The organism is uncultured Gilliamella sp., assembly GCA_945271295.1.
Lineage (GTDB): Bacteria > Pseudomonadota > Gammaproteobacteria > Enterobacterales > Orbaceae > Gilliamella.
On sequence record CALYPG010000008.1, the window covers coordinates 38797 to 58173 of the forward strand.

Consider the following 19377-nt stretch of genomic DNA (forward strand, 5'->3'; position numbering starts at 1 on the left):
CGCAACAACTAGTCAATCATTATGCTTCAATATCTTATAAAGATTACTGATAATACCTTTATTCCTATTATTATAATTGCGCTACTTACAGCCACCATTATCAAATTAAATGCCATGCAATGTAAAAAAATTGTGCTAATAGGTTTGGTGTTAGGCTTTATTGCGGCATTAGTTTATGCGATTTTGAAACGTAATACCGGTTTTGCCGTTCGCGAATTTTATGATCTTGGCGTGATTATTCCTTGGACAATTGTAGCCATTCCATTATTAATCACTATTTGGATGTCAAAAAAACATACCAATACATTTGTTAAAGCGCTATTTGTCTTATTAACGACCCTGAGTATAGGATTAGTTGCTGCACAATGTCTACCGAATTTAATGTTATATCCATTTGAATTTGCAGTGGGTATGGACACAATTTTTAATAATGACTTTCTATTTAAGTGTGTTGGTTATGGTTTTGCGTTAATTGTCATTTTGTTAATGGGTATTTTTACTTACCGTATTTGTAATCGACTTTCTGATAAATTTGTTTTGGTTATTACCACACTGGCACTGATTATCTTCACTATTGAAAATGGCATTAACATTCTTCAGATCTTTATTGTAAGACGTTTTATTTCATCACAACCATGGATGATGGATCTGGTTATTTTTGTTTTAGGTCATGTTAACTTCTTTATCTTTATTTTTATGGCTATTGTGCTGTTTTTGGCGATGGTCTTATATATCAAATCAAAAACCACCTCATTAGTCGGTAGTAATCCTGCCCAAATTCGCAAAATGAAAGCGCAATTACGCAGTGACAGAAGGGCTTCATTACTGGTTTTAGCTGGTGTGGCAATTACGGCTTATACGGTAACGCGAGCACGCTATATATTTGAAAAAGGTGTGGAGCTATCCCCCGCTGAGCCTATTACGCCCAATGCTGATGGCTTAATTGTGATCCCCCTTGAAAAAATCAATGATGGTAATTTACACCGTTATGGCTTTGAAGCGTCAGATGGCACGGTAGTTCGGTTTATTATTATTAAGAAGAGCGAAAATGCTTATGGGGTTGGTCTTGATGCTTGTGATATCTGTGGTGCCACAGGTTATTATCAACGAGGTAATCAAGTCGTTTGTATTTTGTGTGATGTCGTGATGAATATTGCCACTATCGGCTTCCCCGGTGGTTGTAATCCGGTACCGCTTAAATTTGAAATTATTGACGGTAATATGGTGATTAGACCTGCTCATCTTGAAGCAGAAAAAAATCGCTTCAAATAAAAGCGTAATAAAAGTGAGAAGATATGTTTCGTAGAATGTTACTAAGCGTGTTAATACGGCAAAAAAAGAAGCTATGTTTAATTGCCATTACCGTCGCGTTAGGGGTGTCATTAGCTACTGCTATGTTAAACGTCATGTTTGATGTGGGTGACAAGGTTAACCAAGAGCTAAAAGCCTATGGTGCTAATTTAAACATTGTGCCCAAAGGTACCGCTTTGGTAAATGAAATGTATCAGCTAGATAATAATGACAAACAACAAGCGATGCAGTTTATTAAAGAAGATGATCTGGTCAAAATTAAGATGATCTTCTGGGCATATAATATTGTGGATTTTGCCCCTTATCTCACAACGCAAGCCACCTTTAATGATAAACCCATTACTGTAGTTGGTACTTGGTTTAATAAACATCTTAATATCCCAACTGGTGATGAAGTGGATACGGGCATGTTAGCTATGAAGTCATGGTGGACTATTGAGGGCAACACCATGACCGATGGCAATTTACAAGGGGTAATGGTTGGAGAAACAGTCGGGAAACAATGGCATTTAAAGTTAGGTGATAGTATTACCTTAACCTCACCACAAACTAATAAAAATGTTACTTTAACGGTAAATAATATTTTTCATAGTGGTGGCGCTGAAGATGCGCAATTATTTGTATCACTACCTGTAGCACAACAACTCGCCGATAAACCAGGGTTGGTGGAACGAGTTGAAGTCAGCGCGTTGACCACGCCTGAAAATGACTTAGCGCGTAAAGCGGCTCAAGATCCGAATAGTTTATCCAGAACCGAATGGGATACTTGGTATTGTACCGCTTACATTAGTTCGATTGCTTATCAGTTAGAAGAACTCATGCCAGATGTCCGGGTAAAAGCGATTATGCAAGTGGCAGAATCAGAAGGTTCGATCTTACAAAAAACGCAATTGTTAATGCTACTATTAACTATTCTTTCGCTAATCTGTTCGGCGTTGGCCATTTCGAATTTAGTTACCGCTAATGTTATTGAACGTAGTACCGAAATTGGTTTGTTAAAAGCACTAGGTGCCACCAATACTTCAGTAGCATTACTTATTTTGACTGAAATATTAGTGATCGCTTTTGTAGGGGGCGTTTTTGGTTATTTCCTCGGAATAGGTTTTGCCCAAATTATTGGGCATACCGTATTTGGTTCATTTATCGAACCGAAAATGGTGATTATTCCATTGGTGATCATCATGGTATTTTTAATCACACTATTAGGTAGTTTGCCGGCACTACGGATGATGATGTTTTTGCGCCCAACTGATGTATTACACGGGCGATAATGGAAAGTAGAGATGGTCATAAATAAAAATCGACGTTTTATTATTAAAACAGTTCTTAGCTCACTAATTCGTCGCCGATCACGTATTGCAGTAGCGTTACTTGGTGTGGCAATTGGTGCTACAGTATTACTTGGTATGGTGACACTTTGTTATGACATTCCGCGCCAAATGGGGCAAGAGTTCCGGTCTTATGGTGCTAACATGTTATTTATGCCGGCTAATAATCAACCGACCATGAATATGAATGAAGTAAAAAAAGCGGTTGCTTTATTACCACAAAATAAAATCTTAGGGGTTACGCCATTTCGTTATGATTCTATTCGTAGCAATCAACACCCTTATACTATTGTGGGCACTGATTTTGAGCAAGTGACCAAAACGAGCCCATATTGGCAGATTGAAGGTACATTACCTCAAAATCCCCATGAAATTATGATTGGTGTGGATATTGCTAATTTTGCGATGTTAAATATTGGTAATACTGTTTCGATTTCGGGTAAATCTAAGCAAAAATCTCGGTTTGATGAAGAGATGAAAATTACGGGTATCGTTAAAACGGGACGCGCTGAAGATAATTTTATTTTTATTAATTTGCATGATTTAGAGCAATTATTGGAAGAAAGTGATCAAGCCGAAGTGGTGGAAGTAAGCATTACCGCATCTGAAGCAGAATTAAAACAATATATTGACACAATCAGTAACCAATTGACCACTATCGAGCCGCATTTGATTAAATGGGTTACCCAATCTGAAACCTCAGTACTAGGCAAGCTCTCATCATTGCTCTACTTAGTCACATTAGTAGTGTTAGTACTAACTATGATTTGTGTCGCGACAACCATGATGACAGTGGTGATGGAACGCCGTAAAGAAATTGGTCTTAAAAAAGCTATTGGCGCAAATAATAAGAGTATTGCTAAAGAGTTTTTAGCTGAAGGATTAGTGTTAGGGATTATTGGTGGAACTATTGGTGCTTTTTGTGGAATTATTTTTGCGCAGGTAATTAGCACCAATGTTTTTGGTCGCTCAATTAGCATTGAATTTTATTTAATCCCAATTACGATTGCTGTGTCAGCTATAGTTACAGTTATTGCTTGTTTAATTCCAGTCAAACGGGCGGTTGAAGTCGAACCAGCGTTAGTCTTGCGTGGCGAATAGGATATAACAAATGAATATACTTGAAGTAAAAAATGTCTCTAAAATTTATGGTTCTTTGCATGCACTTTCTGAGGTGAATTTAACCGTTGAAGAAGGCAAGTGGTTATCCATTATGGGGCCATCGGGTAGTGGTAAAAGTACCTTAATGAATATCATCGGTTGTATGGACAAACCATCATTAGGATCGGTTATCCTTGATGGACAAGATATCACTCAACTTTCTTTATCAGAACTAACTGAAATCCGTCGTGATAAAATCGGTTTAATTTTCCAACAGTTTCATCTGGTTTCTTATTTAACGGCTTTAGAAAACGTCATGGTCGCGCAATATTATCATAGTATGGTGGACGAAAAAGAGGCGATGCAAGCACTTGAGCGAGTTGGTTTAGCTGCGCGAGCCAAGCATTTACCGCGCCAGCTTTCTGGTGGTGAACAGCAACGCGTTTGTATTGCCAGAGCTCTGATAAATTATCCTAAGTTAATCCTCGCGGATGAACCAACCGGTAATTTAGATGAAACAAATGAGGAGATGGTCATGAATTTATTGCATCAACTCCATGAAGAAGGCAGTACTATTATTGTGGTGACTCACTCACCTGAAGTCTCAAAACATGCCCAAAATACCGTCGTCTTAGAACATGGTAAAGTGGCTCGATTTATAACCAATTAACCAATGCAAGGGCTTTAACTTTATGAAAAATCGTCTAATTTCATCATTACTTTTTATTATTATAGGGGCATTACTGATTTTAGTGCCTTTGTATATCGTGCCAGTCTGCCCACCGCCAGAAGTTGCTTCTATGCCGACTGATATGGGCAACCATATGATGAATCATGAAATGGCACATAGTACCTCAGGTACCATTATGAAATGTTTTTGGACTGCCAGAGCTGAAGTCGGGATTGGTATTGTGGTGTTAGCTATTGGGTTATTGATGTTATTTTCACGTACGGTGTTTGTACGCATGGGGTTAAGCATGGCGCTTGCTTGTATTTCATTTTTTACCGCAGCCATTCCAACTATTTTAATTGGTGTTTGCCCGGGAGCCATGATGCTATGTAATATGGGCACCAAACCCGCTTTAATTTTGTTATCGGCATCATTATTGGTGGTAGCAATTATTAATACCCTTTATTTGAATAAAGCCTCTAAAAAACTTAATTTTAAATAGCAGGCAACAAGGTTTAAACATGCAGGAAAAAACTATCACCATTGCAAACTTAGCTTGGCGAAATGTGCAGCGTCGCCCATTCCGTAGTTGTTGTTTGATTATTATCATTATGCTGTTTTCGGCCACCTTATTTGGTGGTAGCGTATTGATGAAGAACTTGAGTTTAGGGATTTCCGGCATGGCCGATCGTTTGGGTGCTGATATTCTTATTGTTCCCCACGGTTATGAAAAAAATCTCGAAGTCGCATTATTGCGTGGAGAGCCAAGTAGTTTTTACCTTAAAGTTGACTTAATCGATAAAATCAAAGATATTCAAGGCATTGATGCTATTTCTCCGCAACTATTTATTGCTTCACTAAATGCTGGCTGTTGCAGCACTAAAGTCCAATTAATCGGTTTTGATCAGCACAGCGATTTTGTGATTAAACCATGGTTGCAATCGCAACTGTCAACGCCACTTACCGATAATGAAGTGGTAGTCGGTGCTAAAATCTCATCGCAAGTGGGTGATGAAATTAAGTTCTTCAACCATCCATTTAAAATTGCCGCTAAAATGGATAGTACCGGAATGGGTTTTGATACCTCTGTTTTTATGACCTTACAAGCGGCAAGAACCTTAATGCAAGAGGCTAAATTAGTGGAAGGTGATGTTGATCATTTCGCTAATTATGTTTCCTCGGTGTTTATTAAAGTGAATCCTGACTATCAACCTAAAGATATTGTTAATCAAATAATGCCAAAATATGCCATAGACTATAATATAGATTTTGTTATGACTAAAGGCATGATAAGCAATATCTCCAAATGGTTAAATAGCTTTTCCACCATTGTCTATAGTTTGTCGGCCATTTTTTGGGTGCTGGCCATTATTGTTATTTTTATCATTTTCTCTTCCATGCTTAATGAACGTAAACGTGAAATTAGTTTATTACGCATACTTGGTGCCTCACGACTAATGTTAGTTAAAATGCTATTGCGTGAATCGTTAATTATTAGTGCCTTAGGTGGTATAGCTGGGATCTTAATTGCGGCAATCTTGCTGTATGCTTTTAGTTTGTTAATTTGCCAATCTATAGGCTTACCTTGTGTCAATATTTCATTATTTGATGCTATATTTTATGCAGTTGTGGTTTTTATACTCACTCTAATTATTGGTCCACTTTCAAGTATCTATTCGGCGCTATCGATGACCAAATTTGATACTTACAGCACACTTAGAGAGGGTGAATAATGTTACTGGACATCAAAAATTTACGTAAAGACTATACCCGAGGGCAACAAACTTTTGCTGCGGTCAATAATGTTAGTTTTACTCTGGCAAGTGATGATTTTGTTTGCATAATGGGTAAGTCAGGCAGTGGTAAAACCACCTTACTTAATATGATTGCCGGCTTGCTAACGCCAACCCAAGGTAAGATTATTATTAATGATACCAACCTATTTGAACTTGATGATCAGCAAGTTTCGGCATTTCGTAATCAGCATATTGGTTATATTCCACAAGGTAGCAGCTTACTGCCTAACTTAAATGCTATTGATAATATTCGTTTACCCTATTATTTAACTAAACGCCAACCGCAAACTTGCTTGAGTTATGCACAAAGCTTGCTGGAAAAAGCCAACATAAGTTATTTGCAAGAGGCTTTCCCGGCTAATATGTCAGGTGGTGAAATGCGACGTATCGCCATTTTACGCGCGCTTATTTGTAAACCACAACTTATTATCGCCGATGAACCAACTAGCGATCTCGATGATGAAAGTTCAGCAGAAATTATGCAACTGCTAACTGAAATCAATCAGCAAGGCACCGCCTTACTGATTGTGACGCATGATAACGATGTTGCCAGTTATAGCCAAAAAGTGCTGAAAATGTCAGCCGGCAAACTGTTAACTTAAGCAGAAAGTGTCACTATCTACATCAGTAAAGGGTTATAACCCATTTGTATCATGATTTTATTTAGTTTTAACAGTGGCAAACCGACCAGCGAGTTAATGTCATCGCCTTCCAGTTTGTCAAATAAAGTAATGCCTAACTCATCACATTTAAAACTACCGGCACACTGTAAGGGCTGCTCCTTAGCGATATAAGCGTCAATTTCAGCATCGGTTAATTGCCGAAAGGTTACTTTAAAGGGTTCACACAGCGTAACGGATTGCAATGTATTGGTATTAATTACCGTCATGCCGGTATAGAAATAAAATGCCTTACCACTGCTGTTTTGTAACTGTTTACGGGCATTGGCAATGGTATGGGGTTTACCCACAATTTTATCGTCTAACACCCCCACTTGATCGGAGCCAATAATCAAACTATTTGGGTAATATTCGACTAATGATTGTGCTTTTATTTTTGATAAACGTAGCACTAATTGTTCAGCGCTTTCACCCGCTAATGGCGTTTCATCACAAATCGGGGCAACGCATTCGAATGGAATGGCTAACTTGTGCAGTATTTTTTTACGTGATAGTGATGTTGAAGCTAAAATAATTTTCATTGTAATAACTCATTTAAAGTCCAAGCCGAAGGGTGTGCTTGAAAACGTTTGGTGTCAGTAATTGGACGGCGTGCGCCTAAACTACAGTTGCTATACAAACTGATGGCTTGGCTTACACTAGGTTTATGATCACTAAGGTAAACAATTTTATGCATCTTTTTGGCTCCATGCTAACTTACCATTCTGTCTCTAAACATGATAACGATTAATGACTCAATAGTAACTAAAAGGTATTACTGTTGCAATAATTTCAATTGTTTCTATTTTTTAATTTACTGTTAAGAGCATAATAAATGAATTAATATATTTATATAGAAAAAGCATTAGATAATTGAATAAAAATCCGTATGATAGTAATAGTTGCTCCTCTTTTGTTACCTTAACAAAAAAGGGAGTTGTCATTTAATTAGGGGGTTATTATGTATAAAAAAATTTTAGTACCAATTGATATTTTAGAAGATGAGTTAACTAAAAAGGTTATTCCCCACTTAGAATATCTGGCCAAATTGTCGAATGCTGAAGTGATTTTTTTCCATACGTTACCAGTTGCGTCTGCCATTGTTAATGCTTATTCATTTGGGTTTGATGAGTTTAAAGATCAAGCCACTGTACAAACCGAGCAATGGTTACATAAACTTATCGATTCAATTAACTTACCGCGTGAAAATTTATCGTTTTCAATTTCTTTTGGTAATCCACGCGACGAAATCCTTGCGATAGCAGAAGAGATTAATCCAGATTTAATTATAATTGGTTCGCGTCGCCCGAATATTTCAACCCATCTTTTAGGATCAAATGCATCAGGCGTAGTGCGTGGGGCAAAAACGGCTGTGTTAGTGGTACGTTAGGCTTTGGTTTCAAACATTTTAAATCGTGTTAAAACTGAGTTTAGATAATATGCCCAAATTAAGGGAATTTTTGTTAATTCCCTTAGTGATGATGTCTCATCATGATAAATGCTTATTTAATATCTATCTCTATAGTTTTCAAATATTGAAATTTGTTTGTGAATATTCTTTAGGTATAAAGTTAAAAGATTTGAAGTTGTTTCTGACACCATATTTTACTTAATTGTTCATCAATATAATGTTAATAGCACATAAAAAAACATGCGAAATATTTAACTATCCTTTCTATTGTAGTTATGCATATAATTATTAATTATTAAGAAACTTTTTATAGTATAAGGATAGAGGGATGAAAAAGTTTTTATTATTAAGTTTAATCGGAATAACTTTAGTGGCATGCGGCAAGAAAAAAATTACCAATGAGATGCTGGTAGGTGAGTGGTCTTGCCACTATAACGATTTAAGAGCGCCTTGGAAAGATGGTCAATTTCTGGATTATATAAATGAACAAAATGGATCTGTCAAAGTTCATTATTATATGCAAGACAATACCTTAATGATGAGTTACAACGATAATAGCGATCATGCTAGTCCTTTTAATTTAGATGAACTCTTAGCTATGAATGGTATAGAAGAGATAGTTTCAAATTTAAAAACAAAAAATATCGTAGAGTTAAACTATATTTCAAACGACGAATTTAATTTTAACGAAATCCAAGAAGTAACATACTTATATGGAACTAACGCGCAAGAAGAAAATTATAATGTTAAACTTAAAAGTGAATTAGCCTGTAAACGCATACAGTAATTCAAGTTTCGAACCCCAATAACTTCCAAGTGACCACTGGTTATTGTTAGTATTGATTTTAAAAAAATACCCAGTTATCAACCATCTTGTTATTACCTCTTAATCTGCTTGGATTTTCATTACTTCACCAGGTGTGCAAATAGGGAAAATCAAATGTAAAGTAGATAGTTATTCTTTTTATTTAAACCGATATAAAGCGGTAAACACCGCTAGATTGGCGGTATTTCTAGGCTGAATTCAAGTTTTATAAATGTTTGATGATAAAACAGCAGTGAATTTGCTTGTTACGTTTAAAATCAAGGGACAGGGTTTTGCTGGTGATATCTTGATATGACAACCCAAGATTGTGCATGCCCGCGTCATCCATTTTAAAACCACGTTTATTGTTGGAAAACACAATAACGCCATTCGGTCTTAATAACCGTTTCAAATCAGCCATTAATTTTAAATGATCGCGCTGTACGTCAAAGGTGTCTTGCATCCGTTTGGAATTGGAAAATGTCGGCGGATCGATAAAGATTAAATCGAATTGTGCATCACTTTGAGCCAGATAGAGTAAGCAATCAGCTTGAATCAAACGGTGTTTGTTGCCAGTTAAACCATTTTGTTTTAAATTGCGATCGGCCCATTCTAAGTATGTTCGTGACATATCGACGGTCGTGGTTGATTTTGCTCCGCCAAGGCCAGCATAAACGGTCGCACTACCGGTATAGGCAAACAGATTTAAAAAGTCTTTTCCAGCACTCATTTGACCAATCATTTTACGCGCTAGACGATGATCTAAAAATAAGCCAGTATCAAGATAATCAGTCACATTAACCCAGAACTGCGTTTTACGCTGGTTAATGGTATATTCGTGGACTAAAAAGTAATCCTGTTGTTGTGCCAGTTTTTGATATTGTTGTTTACCTTTCTGCTTTTCGCGGGTTTTTAGAATTAACTGATCGGCAGTGAGCGCTAGCACTGACATAGTGGCATTGATTATATCGAATAATCGTTGACGGGTTTTTTGGGGATCGATATTTTTAGGCGCAACATATTCTTGCACCACCACTTTATCTTTATAACGATCGATTGCTACATTGTATTCTGGTAGATCAGCATCATAAAGCCGATAACATTCTAACTGTTCTTGGTTAGCCCATTTTTCATATTTTTGCTTATTTTTGCGTAATCGGTTTGCAAAATCAGTCGCTGGTAGGCTTGGCGTTATTGTTTGCTGATTAGCATCGCGTTTGGCAATCACATAATTTTTTTGCACACAATCTAAAGGTCCATTTTTGGCCTTAAATTGTCGCTCAGCACGCATTTGTAAACAATCTAACAATTGTGGCGCACCGCTAAATAGTGATAAGCGCCAACCGGCAAAGTTATATTTAATTTGTTGACCAAGTGCTGTATGCAGTGCAATAAGTGCCGGTTCACTTTCTAATCGTTCACCATAAGGCGGATTACTGATAATCATTCCTGACGTTTCAATGGGTAATGGATTAGTTAATTGGGTCACATCTTGCAGCTTGAAAGTGATTAAATCACCCACGCCAGCTTGAGTAGCATTTTGTTTGGCGCGCTCAAGTACTTGTACATTATTATCATAACCGATAAATGGCGTATCAGATTTAACCACATTATGTTTGGCTGTAAACAGTAATTCATTCCAAAGGGAAGGGTTAAAGCCTTTCCACGCAAAAAATCCCCACTGCTTACGTTGTAATCCGGGTGGAATTTTGCAAGCAATCATTGCCGCTTCAATCAGCAAGGTACCAGAACCACACATAGGATCAAGTAGCGGCTCTGTAACTTGCCAACCTGAACGCATAATAATTGCTGACGCCAGATTTTCTTTTAATGGCGCTAGTCCCGTTTGTTGACGATAACCTCGTTGGTGCAGACTATCACCACTTAAATCTAATGAAAGTGTTACATGATTTTTATTTAAATAAGCATGAATACGGATATCAGGATCTTGTTTAGCCACATTTGGGCGTTGATTAACTGTGCGTGAAAAGTGATCGACAATGGCATCTTTAATTTTAAGTGCGCCATATTGGCTATTGCGAATAAAATCATTGACGCCAACAAAGTTAATCACAAAGGAATTATCGACCGCAAAAATATCCGACCATTTGACGTTAAAAGCACACGAATAAAGATCTAAATCACTATAGATGTCAAATTCGACTATTGGCAATAAAATGCGAGATGCTAAACGCGACCATAATAGTGATTGATATAATGTGGTTTCGTCAGCATCAAAATAGACACCACCTTGAACAATTTTACCATTGACTGCACCTATTTCCTCTAACTCTTTTTTAAGTAACTCCTCAAGCCCTCGCGAGGTACTGGCAAATAACGTTTTCATGAATAATCCACTTTACAATAAAATTGTCTGCATTATAGCGACTAAATCCAATAGTGGGAAATTAAGGCGAACTTTATCAGTTATATTGCTTAAAGAATAATAGCAAGTTTGTAAAAATGTTTCAGGAGCACTATACGTTTGAGTATAAATTTAAGCCAACATGCAATATCGAAGTGAGGATAATTTAGCGATATTAACCCATCCATAATTATTCTGGAAAATAGTTAATTTTCTGCTTATTAACAATGCGCAAAGTAAGATCTGTAATGGCAATAATCAGTGCTGAACGTATCATTTGTTGGTAACGATGTTGATATATGGATGATTTTAACGTATCTACAATCCCCACGTCTTTGGCATTGTCTGAACTTAAATCCCAATTAGGGGGCAATACCATATCATGTAGTAGGCTAATGGGCCCTAAGATTTCATCATCAAGATAAGTGTAATTTTTATCATCATGATCTAGTTCATCTAAAATCGCAATCAGTAGTTCTATATCTTCGTATTCTTCACGAGTAACAATACCAAGTGCATAAAGTAGCTTTAAACAAACAGAAGTGTCATTAAGTGGACCATTTTTACCGATAAGAGAGGGGATAACAAATTTAATTGCATGTCGTTCTTTGCGAAAAACCTTAAGAATCAATTTATTAACACTTTCGTTAATAAGTTTAATAGCCTCAATCAGCAAGTTATGAATATCAGCTTGCTGATTGAGTTTTTCTAAAATAGTGTCTTCTTGTAATATCGATTCTGACATCGGTTATTATACAAATTGGTGATTTTGCATGGCAGTATAAATTTGTTCAATCTGCTTAACAATAGGATAACTACTATCGATCCCCGAGATTTGACAAAAAGCCTGCGTAACACCTTTATCTGTTATCAGTTTAGCTAATTCTACTGCTTGTTCATCATCACTATTGCGATAATTAAGCGCTGCGGCAATACCCGTTAATAAATGTGTATTATTAATATGATATTCGAAGGTACCTAATAAAGGTTTGACCAATCGGTCACCGGCACCTAATTTGCGAATTGGTTGACGGCCAACCCGTGCGGTATCATCATGTAAATGCGGGTTTTCAAAACGAGATAAGATTTTTTCGATATAAGCTTGGTGTTTAGCTGCATCAAATTTATAACGTTTTATCAATACTTGACCACTTTCTTCCATTGCCCCTCGAACAGTGGAACGAATTCGTTCATCTAATATGGCATCACGTATAGTACTGATATTGTGGTAAAAACCTAAATAAGCAGTGATCGCATGACCAGTATTTAAAGTAAATAATTTGCGTTCAACAAAGGCCATTAGGTTATCAACTGGTTCCATACCTTTGATTTGAGGAATTTCACCAATAAATTGAGTTTTATCGACAATCCATTCTGAAAATGTTTCAACGGTTACTTCTAAAATATCACCTGTTTTTGAGGTGGCAGGCGGAACAATGCGATCAACGGCTGAATCAACAAAACCGATATGAGTATTGACCCATTGATGTAACGATTCAGGTAAGGTTTTGAAGATCTCTTGTTTAAATTGGCTAGTACCTCTAACCATATTTTCGCAGGCAATAATATTAAGCGGTTTAGTATTGCCTTGCTGGTGACGAGCAATAATACCTTGAGCGACACTTGCCGCTATTCGAGCTAAAATTTGCGGACCAACAGCAGTAGTGACTAAATCAACTTTTGCAATATAGTCACTAACTCGACTGGATGTACTATTAATTGCATCTACATTTTTAACGATTTCGGTTGTTGATTGCTCCCCTACCACATTAACAGGGTACTCATGACGTTTGGCAATCTCGTCAATAATTTGTTGGTTTACGTCAGCAAAAGTCACATGTACATTTGCATCGGATAGTAATTTGCCAATAAAACCGCGCCCAATATTACCAGCGCCAAAGTGTAATGCTTGCATAATAATAACCCTTAAGATTTAATTTTAATATTTTGTAACAAATTTCCCGCATATTAGCGGGAAATTTTAGATTAATGTTAGCTCAGTATTGCTAATACTTCTTCGATATTTTTGGTATTGATAAGTTTGGTAATAATGTCTTGATCATCAAGAGCATTAGTTAGTTTAGCGATGACATCAAGGTGTTCGTTATTACGAGCGGCGATACCAATAACGATTTTAGCTTTATCATCAGCATCTTCACCAAATTGTACACCTGATGGATATTGGCAAAAGACTATACCTGTATTAATAACACTATCTTTGGCCTCAATTGTGCCATGCGGTACGGCAATTGATTCACCTAAATAAGTTGAAGTTAATGCTTCGCGTTCAAGCATTGATTCAATATAGGTTGGTTTAACATAACCATTCTCAACTAATTTTTGCCCAGCAAAACGAATTGCTTCTTCTTTATTTTGGGCAGTTAACCCTAAAAAGATGTTCTTTTCAGTCAATTTAAATAGAGGATTATTTTCTGAGTCATCATAATGTAAAATAAGAGTTAGCTTATTATCTCCATCACGAGAAGCAACTAATTCTGCCACTAATTGACTATATAACTGACTATCTAAGAAGTTATTTAATGAAATATGATGAGCATTTGGCGCATATTGTTTAGCGCGTTCGGTCAAATCTTTATGAGTAATGATAATATCGGCATCAGAAGGGAGGTTATTAATTGCCATGTTAGTTACAATGATATCTAAATTAGCATCTTGCACTTTTTTGCGTAATACACCTGCACCCATTGCACTCGAACCCATACCAGCATCACAAGCGACAATAATTTTTTTCACTTTAGCAAGGTCAAAAGCACTATTGGCAACACCTTTTGCTTCACTTTTCATGGTTGATACATCAGATTTAGCATCTTCAAAGCTCTTATCATTGCTTTTAGAGATTTTTAATAAAATACTCGAAACGATGAATGTAACCGCAGCTGCAGCAATGACAGATAAAACTACCCCGATTAAAGAACCTTTAGGCGTTACTGCCAGTACAGCAATGATTGAACCAGGCGATGCAGGAGAACTTAGTCCCGCACCAAAAAGTGTAAGGGTGAATACGCCTGTCATACCACCTAAAATCATGGCAATAATCAAACGAGGATTCATTAATACATACGGGAAGTAGATTTCATGAATACCGCCAAAGAAGTGAATAATCGCCGCCCCACTTGCCGAACCCTTTGCGGCACCTTTGCCAAAGAGCATGTAAGCAAGTAACAAACCTAAACCTGGTCCTGGATTGGCTTCGATTAAGAAGAAAATAGATTGTGCATGTTCAGCGGCTTGTTGAATACCTAAAGGTGAAAATACACCATGGTTAATTGCATTATTCAAGAATAAAATTTTTGCAGGTTCAACAATGATGGATGTTAATGGTAATAGATTGTTTTTTACCATGTAGTCAACGCCAATAGCTAAAATACTTGATGCGAAAACTACTGATGGACCAATTGCAAAAAAAGACAATAATGCAAGGCACATGCCGATAATACCGGCTGAGAAGTTGTTAACCAACATTTCAAAGCCACTTTTTACTTTGCCATCTATTGCTTTATCAAATTTCTTGATAACCCAACCACCTAATGGACCAACAATCATTGCGCCTAAGAACATAGGAATGGTTGAACCAACGACAACCCCCATTGTGGTTATTGCACCGACAACTGCTCCACGTTCACCATAAACAATTTTCCCGCCACTATAACCAATTAAAAGCGGTAATAAATAGGTGATCATTGGACTAACTAATGTAGCAATCGTTTCATTTGGGTACCAGCCTGTTGGAATAAAGATAGCGGTAATAAACCCCCAAGCAATAAACGCGCCGATATTCGGCATCACCATATTACTCAGAAATCGTCCAAAGTTTTGGACTTTTAATTTGATATTTGATGTTGTCATGTTAACCATTCCTTATTGATTGATATAATCATAATGATGCTATTGTAGAAGGAACAGCTAACAAGAATCATTAAAAATAATTAATAAATGTGATGTATATCACACTACCTAAAGTATAGTATTTTTAATTTATGTGATTTAGATCACATTTCTAGCGGGTAAAAATCATATTATCGCTAAAATAGACTAAAACGTATCCCTAATCTATAACTTTTTATTAAGTAAAAGTGATTTGTTTTTAAATTATTATTCTATATGACTTAATTTGGAGCTTATAAGATAATAATTTTTTATCAATGATGAGATATATTGGAGAATTTACACTTTAGGATTAGCTTTAATAATAAAAAAATAAAACCATCATGGTGATTTTGGTTTACATTGTATTTTATATTATTAATCTTATCGCTTTATCTAGGTATACATTATATAAATTACAACTGCATGTTAGTTTTGGTTGCTATCTGGTGATTTTTTGATATCATATCGGCGCTTTATATTCAAGCAAATAGTTTTACGAAAGTTTAAAAAAGATTCGATGAAGGATCGTTATTTTACATAGAGGTAAAAATGAAAGCATTATCAATAGTAGCATTAGTTTTCTCGGGAGTATCTATTTTAGTTCCTGTATTTGGCGTGTTTATTGCAATGTTTTGTAGTGTTTTAGCATTAATTACATTTTGCAAGCATCCAACTTTATCTGGTGTTACATTTGGACTTAATATCATCAGTACAGCATTTCTTTCTCCAACATTAGTAATATCTGCTGCAAGTCAAGGAGATAGTGGAGCTGGTACTTATCTATTTTATGTTGGTTTCCACGTAGTATTAATGCTAATTGCATTTGTTATCTTTTTTGTTTCTAAGAAAAAACAAAAAGCTGCATAATGTTATTTGATTAAAGTCTATTGACATTTCAAATTATAAAAAAAGTTGGCATAAAAGTTTGTTATGATGTTTAGCTAAAAAATATAGCAATAACAAACAATTATGCCAATAACTACATCACCCCCCCACTGAAAAAACTACCAATATTGATGTTAAAAACAAAACGAATTTATAATAATCCAGAGCATCATAACACTTTAAAAGATATTCTCTAGCGAATGTGAATTGATTGCCTGTGGCAACATATGCATAGCTTTTGGTAATTGGAGTGTTATTTATTGTTGATTTAATTGATGGCCTAAAAGCTATCATTAATAGCTTAGATGATAAATTAGAGGAATTCATTAAATGGAACATGTGCTAAGTGAAGAAGAACTTTATGACGCCCTATCGGATCTTTTTGTTGATAATGAAATTGATTATAAATACATCGCTTCGGTTGCAAAATTATTTCCAATAAGTCATGTTGAATTTGTTTTATTTAATTATGTTGCACCTGTTTGTTTTTCTAATTTATTAACGCCTATTCCGCCTATTTGGCAAGGTTTTGCTACAGATTATTTGATAAATGAGATTAATAAAATTAAAAAAAATGAAAACACTTTTTTAGGTAAAATAAAAATGCATATGTTGTCTAAATATCTTCGATTCAAATTTAGTTATCAATGGAAAAGGTTAAAAGAACTATTATAAATAAACATGCAATCTTCCCGTAGGAGTGCGTGTTTTTTAATTTGAAACGGTCATTTTGATCTTTATCTAATTGATTTAATGTGAGGACGTTGGTTTTGTTTATAATGTCAAAACCATACACTAAGTCCTCACATTTTATATAGCGAAATTTACTCCACTGTAACGGAATAAATTTCGCTGTATTTTCACACTTAACTCTATGTAAATTAATTATTTTTTTAATGAATTCACCCTAATATTCTTTGTTTTATTACCTTTTTGTATTGTATAACCTAAAGACTTTTTACTAATGTCTTTATAAATTAGTTCATCATCAACATATGGTAATCTAAAATGGATAATTAATTCATGCTCTCTAATATTATCACTAAATACTATAATTTTTTCGATAATTCCATTAAGAAAATTTTTCTTATCTTCAATCGAAAATGAAGGATTTTTAAGTTGTTCAATTCTATTTCCAAATTCTTTGACCCAATCAATCCATTTTTTTTGATTTTTATATTCAATTAATTCATTTAGTAATTTTTCTTTTTTTTCTTCAAATTCTAATTTACGTGTTTCCATTTGAAATATTACACTATCTAAATCTTGTATTTTATCAAGTCCGATCAATTTTGTTGTATTTAAATTAATTAGTGCGTTTCTGACTTTTGATATATCTGACTCTAATTTTTTTACTTCCTTGTTGATTTTTCTTATACGATTTTGTTGTTCTCTCAAAGACTCTTTATCCAAAAGATCCTTTTTTACATCTTCTTTAAAACCATACGATTTTGACACAACATTTAGTACCATATTCCAAACTAAATCATCAGTTGTATCAAGTCTTAAGTTCCTTATGGATGTACATTTAATGTATTTTTCAGTATGTTTTGTTTTGTATTTGTTATCTTTTTTGTTGCAAGAGTAATATGAATTTTGCTTTTCTTTGTAGTGACCACCATATTTACCTCCACAATGTCCACATTCTAATAATCCACTTAATAGATAAAGGTGTTTTTGATTACTTGTTTTTACTCTCTTGTTATTTGTTTGATTATAGGATCTGCTTTCTTTAACTTTTAAAACATCTCTAATTAATGATGGAGATAAAATTGGATCACATTCAATCCTTACTTGTTCTTGTATTTTTTTATCGAAGAAATAGTAATAACCCGAGTAGTGGGTATTTGTAAGCAATGCACTAATTGAACCATGAGACCAGACTGCTTTTCCTCGTCTTGTTAGTACTCCATTAGTTAATAGTTCTGTGCGGATTTCATCGATTGTTAATCCAGATTTGTATTTTTCAAAAATAAACTTAACCCATTTTACTTCTGTTTCTTCAGGAACTAATTTATGATTTTCAAGTCTATATCCAAAGGGGGGAGCACCTCCATGCCAATAACCTTCTTGTACTCTTGAAAATTTACCAGCACGTAGTCGTTCAGTGCGAAGTTGATTCTCATACTGTGAAAATTCGCTTAAGACGCCAATAAGTAAATTTGTTGTTGGATCTGATAAACTATATTCGCCTCCGATAGTATATAAAATTACATTATTTTGAATAAGTGTTATACGAATTATATTCCATGTTTGTGAATTTCTCGATAGTCTATCTGTATTCCAAACATATAAGTGTTTAATTTCGTTTTTGCGTATATTATCTAGTAAGTTATTTAATACAGGTCGATTACTTAAGTTATCTGTTGAAGATGAACGACTCCCTTCATTCCAAATTTTATACTGCATACCTAAAATAGATGCTCTTTTTATTCCACTCTCTGTTTGGGTTTCTAGAGATGTACCATCATCCGCTTGAGATGTAGTAGATACTCTTGTATATATGTGTAATGTTTCTGCCATTTTTAAATAAGTATCCTACTATATTCTAATAATGAATTATTTTAACATTCATATTTTCTGGAATAATGATTAAAACACCCGTCTATAATAAAGACTGTTAATTATTATTAATTTTACATTAAACTGTCAAAAAGTTTAATTTCTTCACCCAGTGATTTTATGATAAATGAAGAGTTAAATCATAATTTTATTAAGATAAAACAGTTTGTTATGTTGTATTATCTCTTGACTTTTTCTTTAATTTATTGTATAATATTCGCTCAAAAATAAAGTCATTTTTTAGTATTTTAATAGAATTTAAATAATTATTTAATTTTTACCGAACTAAATTCAGAGGTTATTTATTAATAATAAATAATTATGATTTATACTAAAAAGTAATTTAATTATATATTGAATTTCACTCCTATATTATGAATTTTACTACATTAAATTTAGTAAGAACTTTACTGTAAGTATTATTATCGTCGATATTTTCAATTTACTTTTCGTAATTAATATTGTGTTTCTTACGCTTTATGTGAAGGTCACTAAAGTTAAGAAGAAAAATATAATGTTTACCAACTTTATTGATTTTTGTTTTTAGGTTTCAACTTAAGAACAATAGTTAAGTATTACCTAAAATAAAGTAATAC

The 19377-nt window shown here is 34.8% G+C and carries 18 protein-coding genes; 11 read left to right on the forward strand and 7 right to left on the reverse strand.

What is annotated here, in order from left to right; genetic code table 11:
- Window positions 1-21 precede the first annotated feature (21 nt).
- The 7 genes from Q0K76_RS06000 to Q0K76_RS06030 are packed head-to-tail and all read left to right on the forward strand — an operon-like array spanning window position 22 to window position 6808.
- Window positions 22-1272 (forward strand): Fe-S-containing protein, encoded by a 1251-nt coding sequence (locus tag Q0K76_RS06000; protein ID WP_294612914.1) that lies wholly within the window; start codon window positions 22-24, stop codon window positions 1270-1272.
- 23 nt (window positions 1273-1295) lie between these two features.
- Window positions 1296-2582 (forward strand): ABC transporter permease, encoded by a 1287-nt coding sequence (locus tag Q0K76_RS06005; RefSeq protein ID WP_294612916.1) that lies wholly within the window; start codon window positions 1296-1298, stop codon window positions 2580-2582.
- Between the two features lie 12 nt (window positions 2583-2594).
- Window positions 2595-3740, forward strand: coding sequence for an FtsX-like permease family protein (locus Q0K76_RS06010; protein WP_294612918.1), 1146 nt, complete (start codon window positions 2595-2597; stop codon window positions 3738-3740).
- Window positions 3741-3750: 10 nt separating this feature from the next.
- Window positions 3751-4410, forward strand: coding sequence for an ABC transporter ATP-binding protein (locus tag Q0K76_RS06015; protein WP_294612920.1), 660 nt, complete (start codon window positions 3751-3753; stop codon window positions 4408-4410).
- 22 nt (window positions 4411-4432) lie between these two features.
- On the forward strand, window positions 4433-4912 hold the full coding sequence (locus tag Q0K76_RS06020; protein ID WP_294612923.1) for a DUF4418 family protein: 480 nt from the start codon (window positions 4433-4435) through the stop codon (window positions 4910-4912).
- A 19-nt stretch (window positions 4913-4931) separates the two neighbouring features.
- Window positions 4932-6143: an FtsX-like permease family protein gene (locus Q0K76_RS06025; protein ID WP_294612927.1), complete on the forward strand. Its 1212-nt coding sequence runs from the start codon at window positions 4932-4934 to the stop codon at window positions 6141-6143.
- Window positions 6143-6808 (forward strand): ABC transporter ATP-binding protein, encoded by a 666-nt coding sequence (locus tag Q0K76_RS06030; protein WP_294612930.1) that lies wholly within the window; start codon window positions 6143-6145, stop codon window positions 6806-6808. Before Q0K76_RS06025 ends, Q0K76_RS06030 begins: the two co-directional genes overlap by 1 nt.
- 17 nt (window positions 6809-6825) lie before the next feature.
- Here the strand turns inward: Q0K76_RS06030 and Q0K76_RS06035 are convergent, their stop codons facing one another.
- Both Q0K76_RS06035 and Q0K76_RS06040 read right to left on the reverse strand, forming a co-directional pair.
- A complete protein-coding gene (locus tag Q0K76_RS06035; RefSeq protein ID WP_294612933.1) occupies window positions 6826-7407 on the reverse strand; it encodes a nucleoside triphosphate pyrophosphatase in 582 nt (193 codons plus the stop codon).
- Window positions 7404-7562, reverse strand: a complete 159-nt coding sequence (locus Q0K76_RS06040) for a hypothetical protein (protein ID WP_294612936.1) — start codon at window positions 7560-7562, stop codon at window positions 7404-7406. The genes Q0K76_RS06035 and Q0K76_RS06040 overlap by 4 nt, the downstream gene beginning before the upstream one ends.
- A 264-nt stretch (window positions 7563-7826) precedes the next feature.
- On the opposite strand from Q0K76_RS06040, the gene Q0K76_RS06045 reads away from it, so the two are divergent.
- Window positions 7827-8255 (forward strand): universal stress protein, encoded by a 429-nt coding sequence (locus Q0K76_RS06045; protein ID WP_294612939.1) that lies wholly within the window; start codon window positions 7827-7829, stop codon window positions 8253-8255.
- A 349-nt stretch (window positions 8256-8604) separates the two neighbouring features.
- Window positions 8605-9063 (forward strand): hypothetical protein, encoded by a 459-nt coding sequence (locus Q0K76_RS06050; protein WP_294612942.1) that lies wholly within the window; start codon window positions 8605-8607, stop codon window positions 9061-9063.
- A gap of 244 nt (window positions 9064-9307) precedes the next feature.
- Here Q0K76_RS06050 and rlmKL read toward each other — a convergent pair whose 3' ends face one another.
- The 4 genes from rlmKL to Q0K76_RS06070 all read right to left on the reverse strand — a co-directional run bounded on the left by rlmKL (window position 9308) and on the right by Q0K76_RS06070 (window position 15313).
- Window positions 9308-11428, reverse strand: a complete 2121-nt coding sequence (gene rlmKL, locus Q0K76_RS06055) for a bifunctional 23S rRNA (guanine(2069)-N(7))-methyltransferase RlmK/23S rRNA (guanine(2445)-N(2))-methyltransferase RlmL (RefSeq protein ID WP_294612945.1) — start codon at window positions 11426-11428, stop codon at window positions 9308-9310.
- 208 nt (window positions 11429-11636) lie between these two features.
- Window positions 11637-12191: an MltR family transcriptional regulator gene (locus Q0K76_RS06060; protein ID WP_294612947.1), complete on the reverse strand. Its 555-nt coding sequence runs from the start codon at window positions 12189-12191 to the stop codon at window positions 11637-11639.
- 6 nt (window positions 12192-12197) lie between these two features.
- The gene (locus tag Q0K76_RS06065) at window positions 12198-13361 is read right to left on the reverse strand and encodes a mannitol-1-phosphate 5-dehydrogenase (RefSeq protein WP_294612949.1); all 1164 of its coding nucleotides are present in this window, start codon (window positions 13359-13361) and stop codon (window positions 12198-12200) included.
- 77 nt (window positions 13362-13438) lie between these two features.
- The gene (locus Q0K76_RS06070; protein WP_294612951.1) at window positions 13439-15313 is read right to left on the reverse strand and encodes a PTS mannitol transporter subunit IICBA; all 1875 of its coding nucleotides are present in this window, start codon (window positions 15311-15313) and stop codon (window positions 13439-13441) included.
- Window positions 15314-15883: 570 nt separating this feature from the next.
- Here Q0K76_RS06070 and Q0K76_RS06075 point away from each other — a divergent pair.
- Together Q0K76_RS06075 and Q0K76_RS06080 are read left to right on the forward strand one after the other, a co-directional pair.
- The gene (locus Q0K76_RS06075; RefSeq protein WP_294612953.1) at window positions 15884-16201 is read left to right on the forward strand and encodes a hypothetical protein; all 318 of its coding nucleotides are present in this window, start codon (window positions 15884-15886) and stop codon (window positions 16199-16201) included.
- A gap of 348 nt (window positions 16202-16549) precedes the next feature.
- The gene (locus tag Q0K76_RS06080; RefSeq protein WP_294612955.1) at window positions 16550-16894 is read left to right on the forward strand and encodes a hypothetical protein; all 345 of its coding nucleotides are present in this window, start codon (window positions 16550-16552) and stop codon (window positions 16892-16894) included.
- A 210-nt stretch (window positions 16895-17104) separates the two neighbouring features.
- Here Q0K76_RS06080 and Q0K76_RS06085 read toward each other — a convergent pair whose 3' ends face one another.
- The gene (locus Q0K76_RS06085) at window positions 17105-18742 is read right to left on the reverse strand and encodes a recombinase family protein (RefSeq protein ID WP_294612957.1); all 1638 of its coding nucleotides are present in this window, start codon (window positions 18740-18742) and stop codon (window positions 17105-17107) included.
- Window positions 18743-19377 lie beyond the last annotated feature (635 nt).

What these genes read in the sequence shown, in the direction of transcription:
- rlmKL (WP_294612945.1), bottom strand. Translation starts at nt 11,428, where the DNA reads ATGAAAACGTTATTTGCCAGTACCTCGCGAGGGCTTGAGGAGTTACTT.
- Q0K76_RS06070 (WP_294612951.1), bottom strand. Translation starts at nt 15,313, where the DNA reads ATGACAACATCAAATATCAAATTAAAAGTCCAAAACTTTGGACGATTT.
- Q0K76_RS06060 (WP_294612947.1), bottom strand. Translation starts at nt 12,191, where the DNA reads ATGTCAGAATCGATATTACAAGAAGACACTATTTTAGAAAAACTCAAT.
- Q0K76_RS06065 (WP_294612949.1), bottom strand. Translation starts at nt 13,361, where the DNA reads ATGCAAGCATTACACTTTGGCGCTGGTAATATTGGGCGCGGTTTTATT.
- Q0K76_RS06005 (WP_294612916.1), top strand. Translation starts at nt 1,296, where the DNA reads ATGTTTCGTAGAATGTTACTAAGCGTGTTAATACGGCAAAAAAAGAAG.
- Q0K76_RS06035 (WP_294612933.1), bottom strand. Translation starts at nt 7,407, where the DNA reads ATGAAAATTATTTTAGCTTCAACATCACTATCACGTAAAAAAATACTG.
- Q0K76_RS06085 (WP_294612957.1), bottom strand. Translation starts at nt 18,742, where the DNA reads ATGGCAGAAACATTACACATATATACAAGAGTATCTACTACATCTCAA.
- Q0K76_RS06045 (WP_294612939.1), top strand. Translation starts at nt 7,827, where the DNA reads ATGTATAAAAAAATTTTAGTACCAATTGATATTTTAGAAGATGAGTTA.
- Q0K76_RS06075 (WP_294612953.1), top strand. Translation starts at nt 15,884, where the DNA reads ATGAAAGCATTATCAATAGTAGCATTAGTTTTCTCGGGAGTATCTATT.
- Q0K76_RS06050 (WP_294612942.1), top strand. Translation starts at nt 8,605, where the DNA reads ATGAAAAAGTTTTTATTATTAAGTTTAATCGGAATAACTTTAGTGGCA.
- Q0K76_RS06040 (WP_294612936.1), bottom strand. Translation starts at nt 7,562, where the DNA reads ATGCATAAAATTGTTTACCTTAGTGATCATAAACCTAGTGTAAGCCAA.
- Q0K76_RS06080 (WP_294612955.1), top strand. Translation starts at nt 16,550, where the DNA reads ATGGAACATGTGCTAAGTGAAGAAGAACTTTATGACGCCCTATCGGAT.
- Q0K76_RS06015 (WP_294612920.1), top strand. Translation starts at nt 3,751, where the DNA reads ATGAATATACTTGAAGTAAAAAATGTCTCTAAAATTTATGGTTCTTTG.
- Q0K76_RS06020 (WP_294612923.1), top strand. Translation starts at nt 4,433, where the DNA reads ATGAAAAATCGTCTAATTTCATCATTACTTTTTATTATTATAGGGGCA.
- Q0K76_RS06025 (WP_294612927.1), top strand. Translation starts at nt 4,932, where the DNA reads ATGCAGGAAAAAACTATCACCATTGCAAACTTAGCTTGGCGAAATGTG.
- Q0K76_RS06030 (WP_294612930.1), top strand. Translation starts at nt 6,143, where the DNA reads ATGTTACTGGACATCAAAAATTTACGTAAAGACTATACCCGAGGGCAA.
- Q0K76_RS06000 (WP_294612914.1), top strand. Translation starts at nt 22, where the DNA reads ATGCTTCAATATCTTATAAAGATTACTGATAATACCTTTATTCCTATT.
- Q0K76_RS06010 (WP_294612918.1), top strand. Translation starts at nt 2,595, where the DNA reads ATGGTCATAAATAAAAATCGACGTTTTATTATTAAAACAGTTCTTAGC.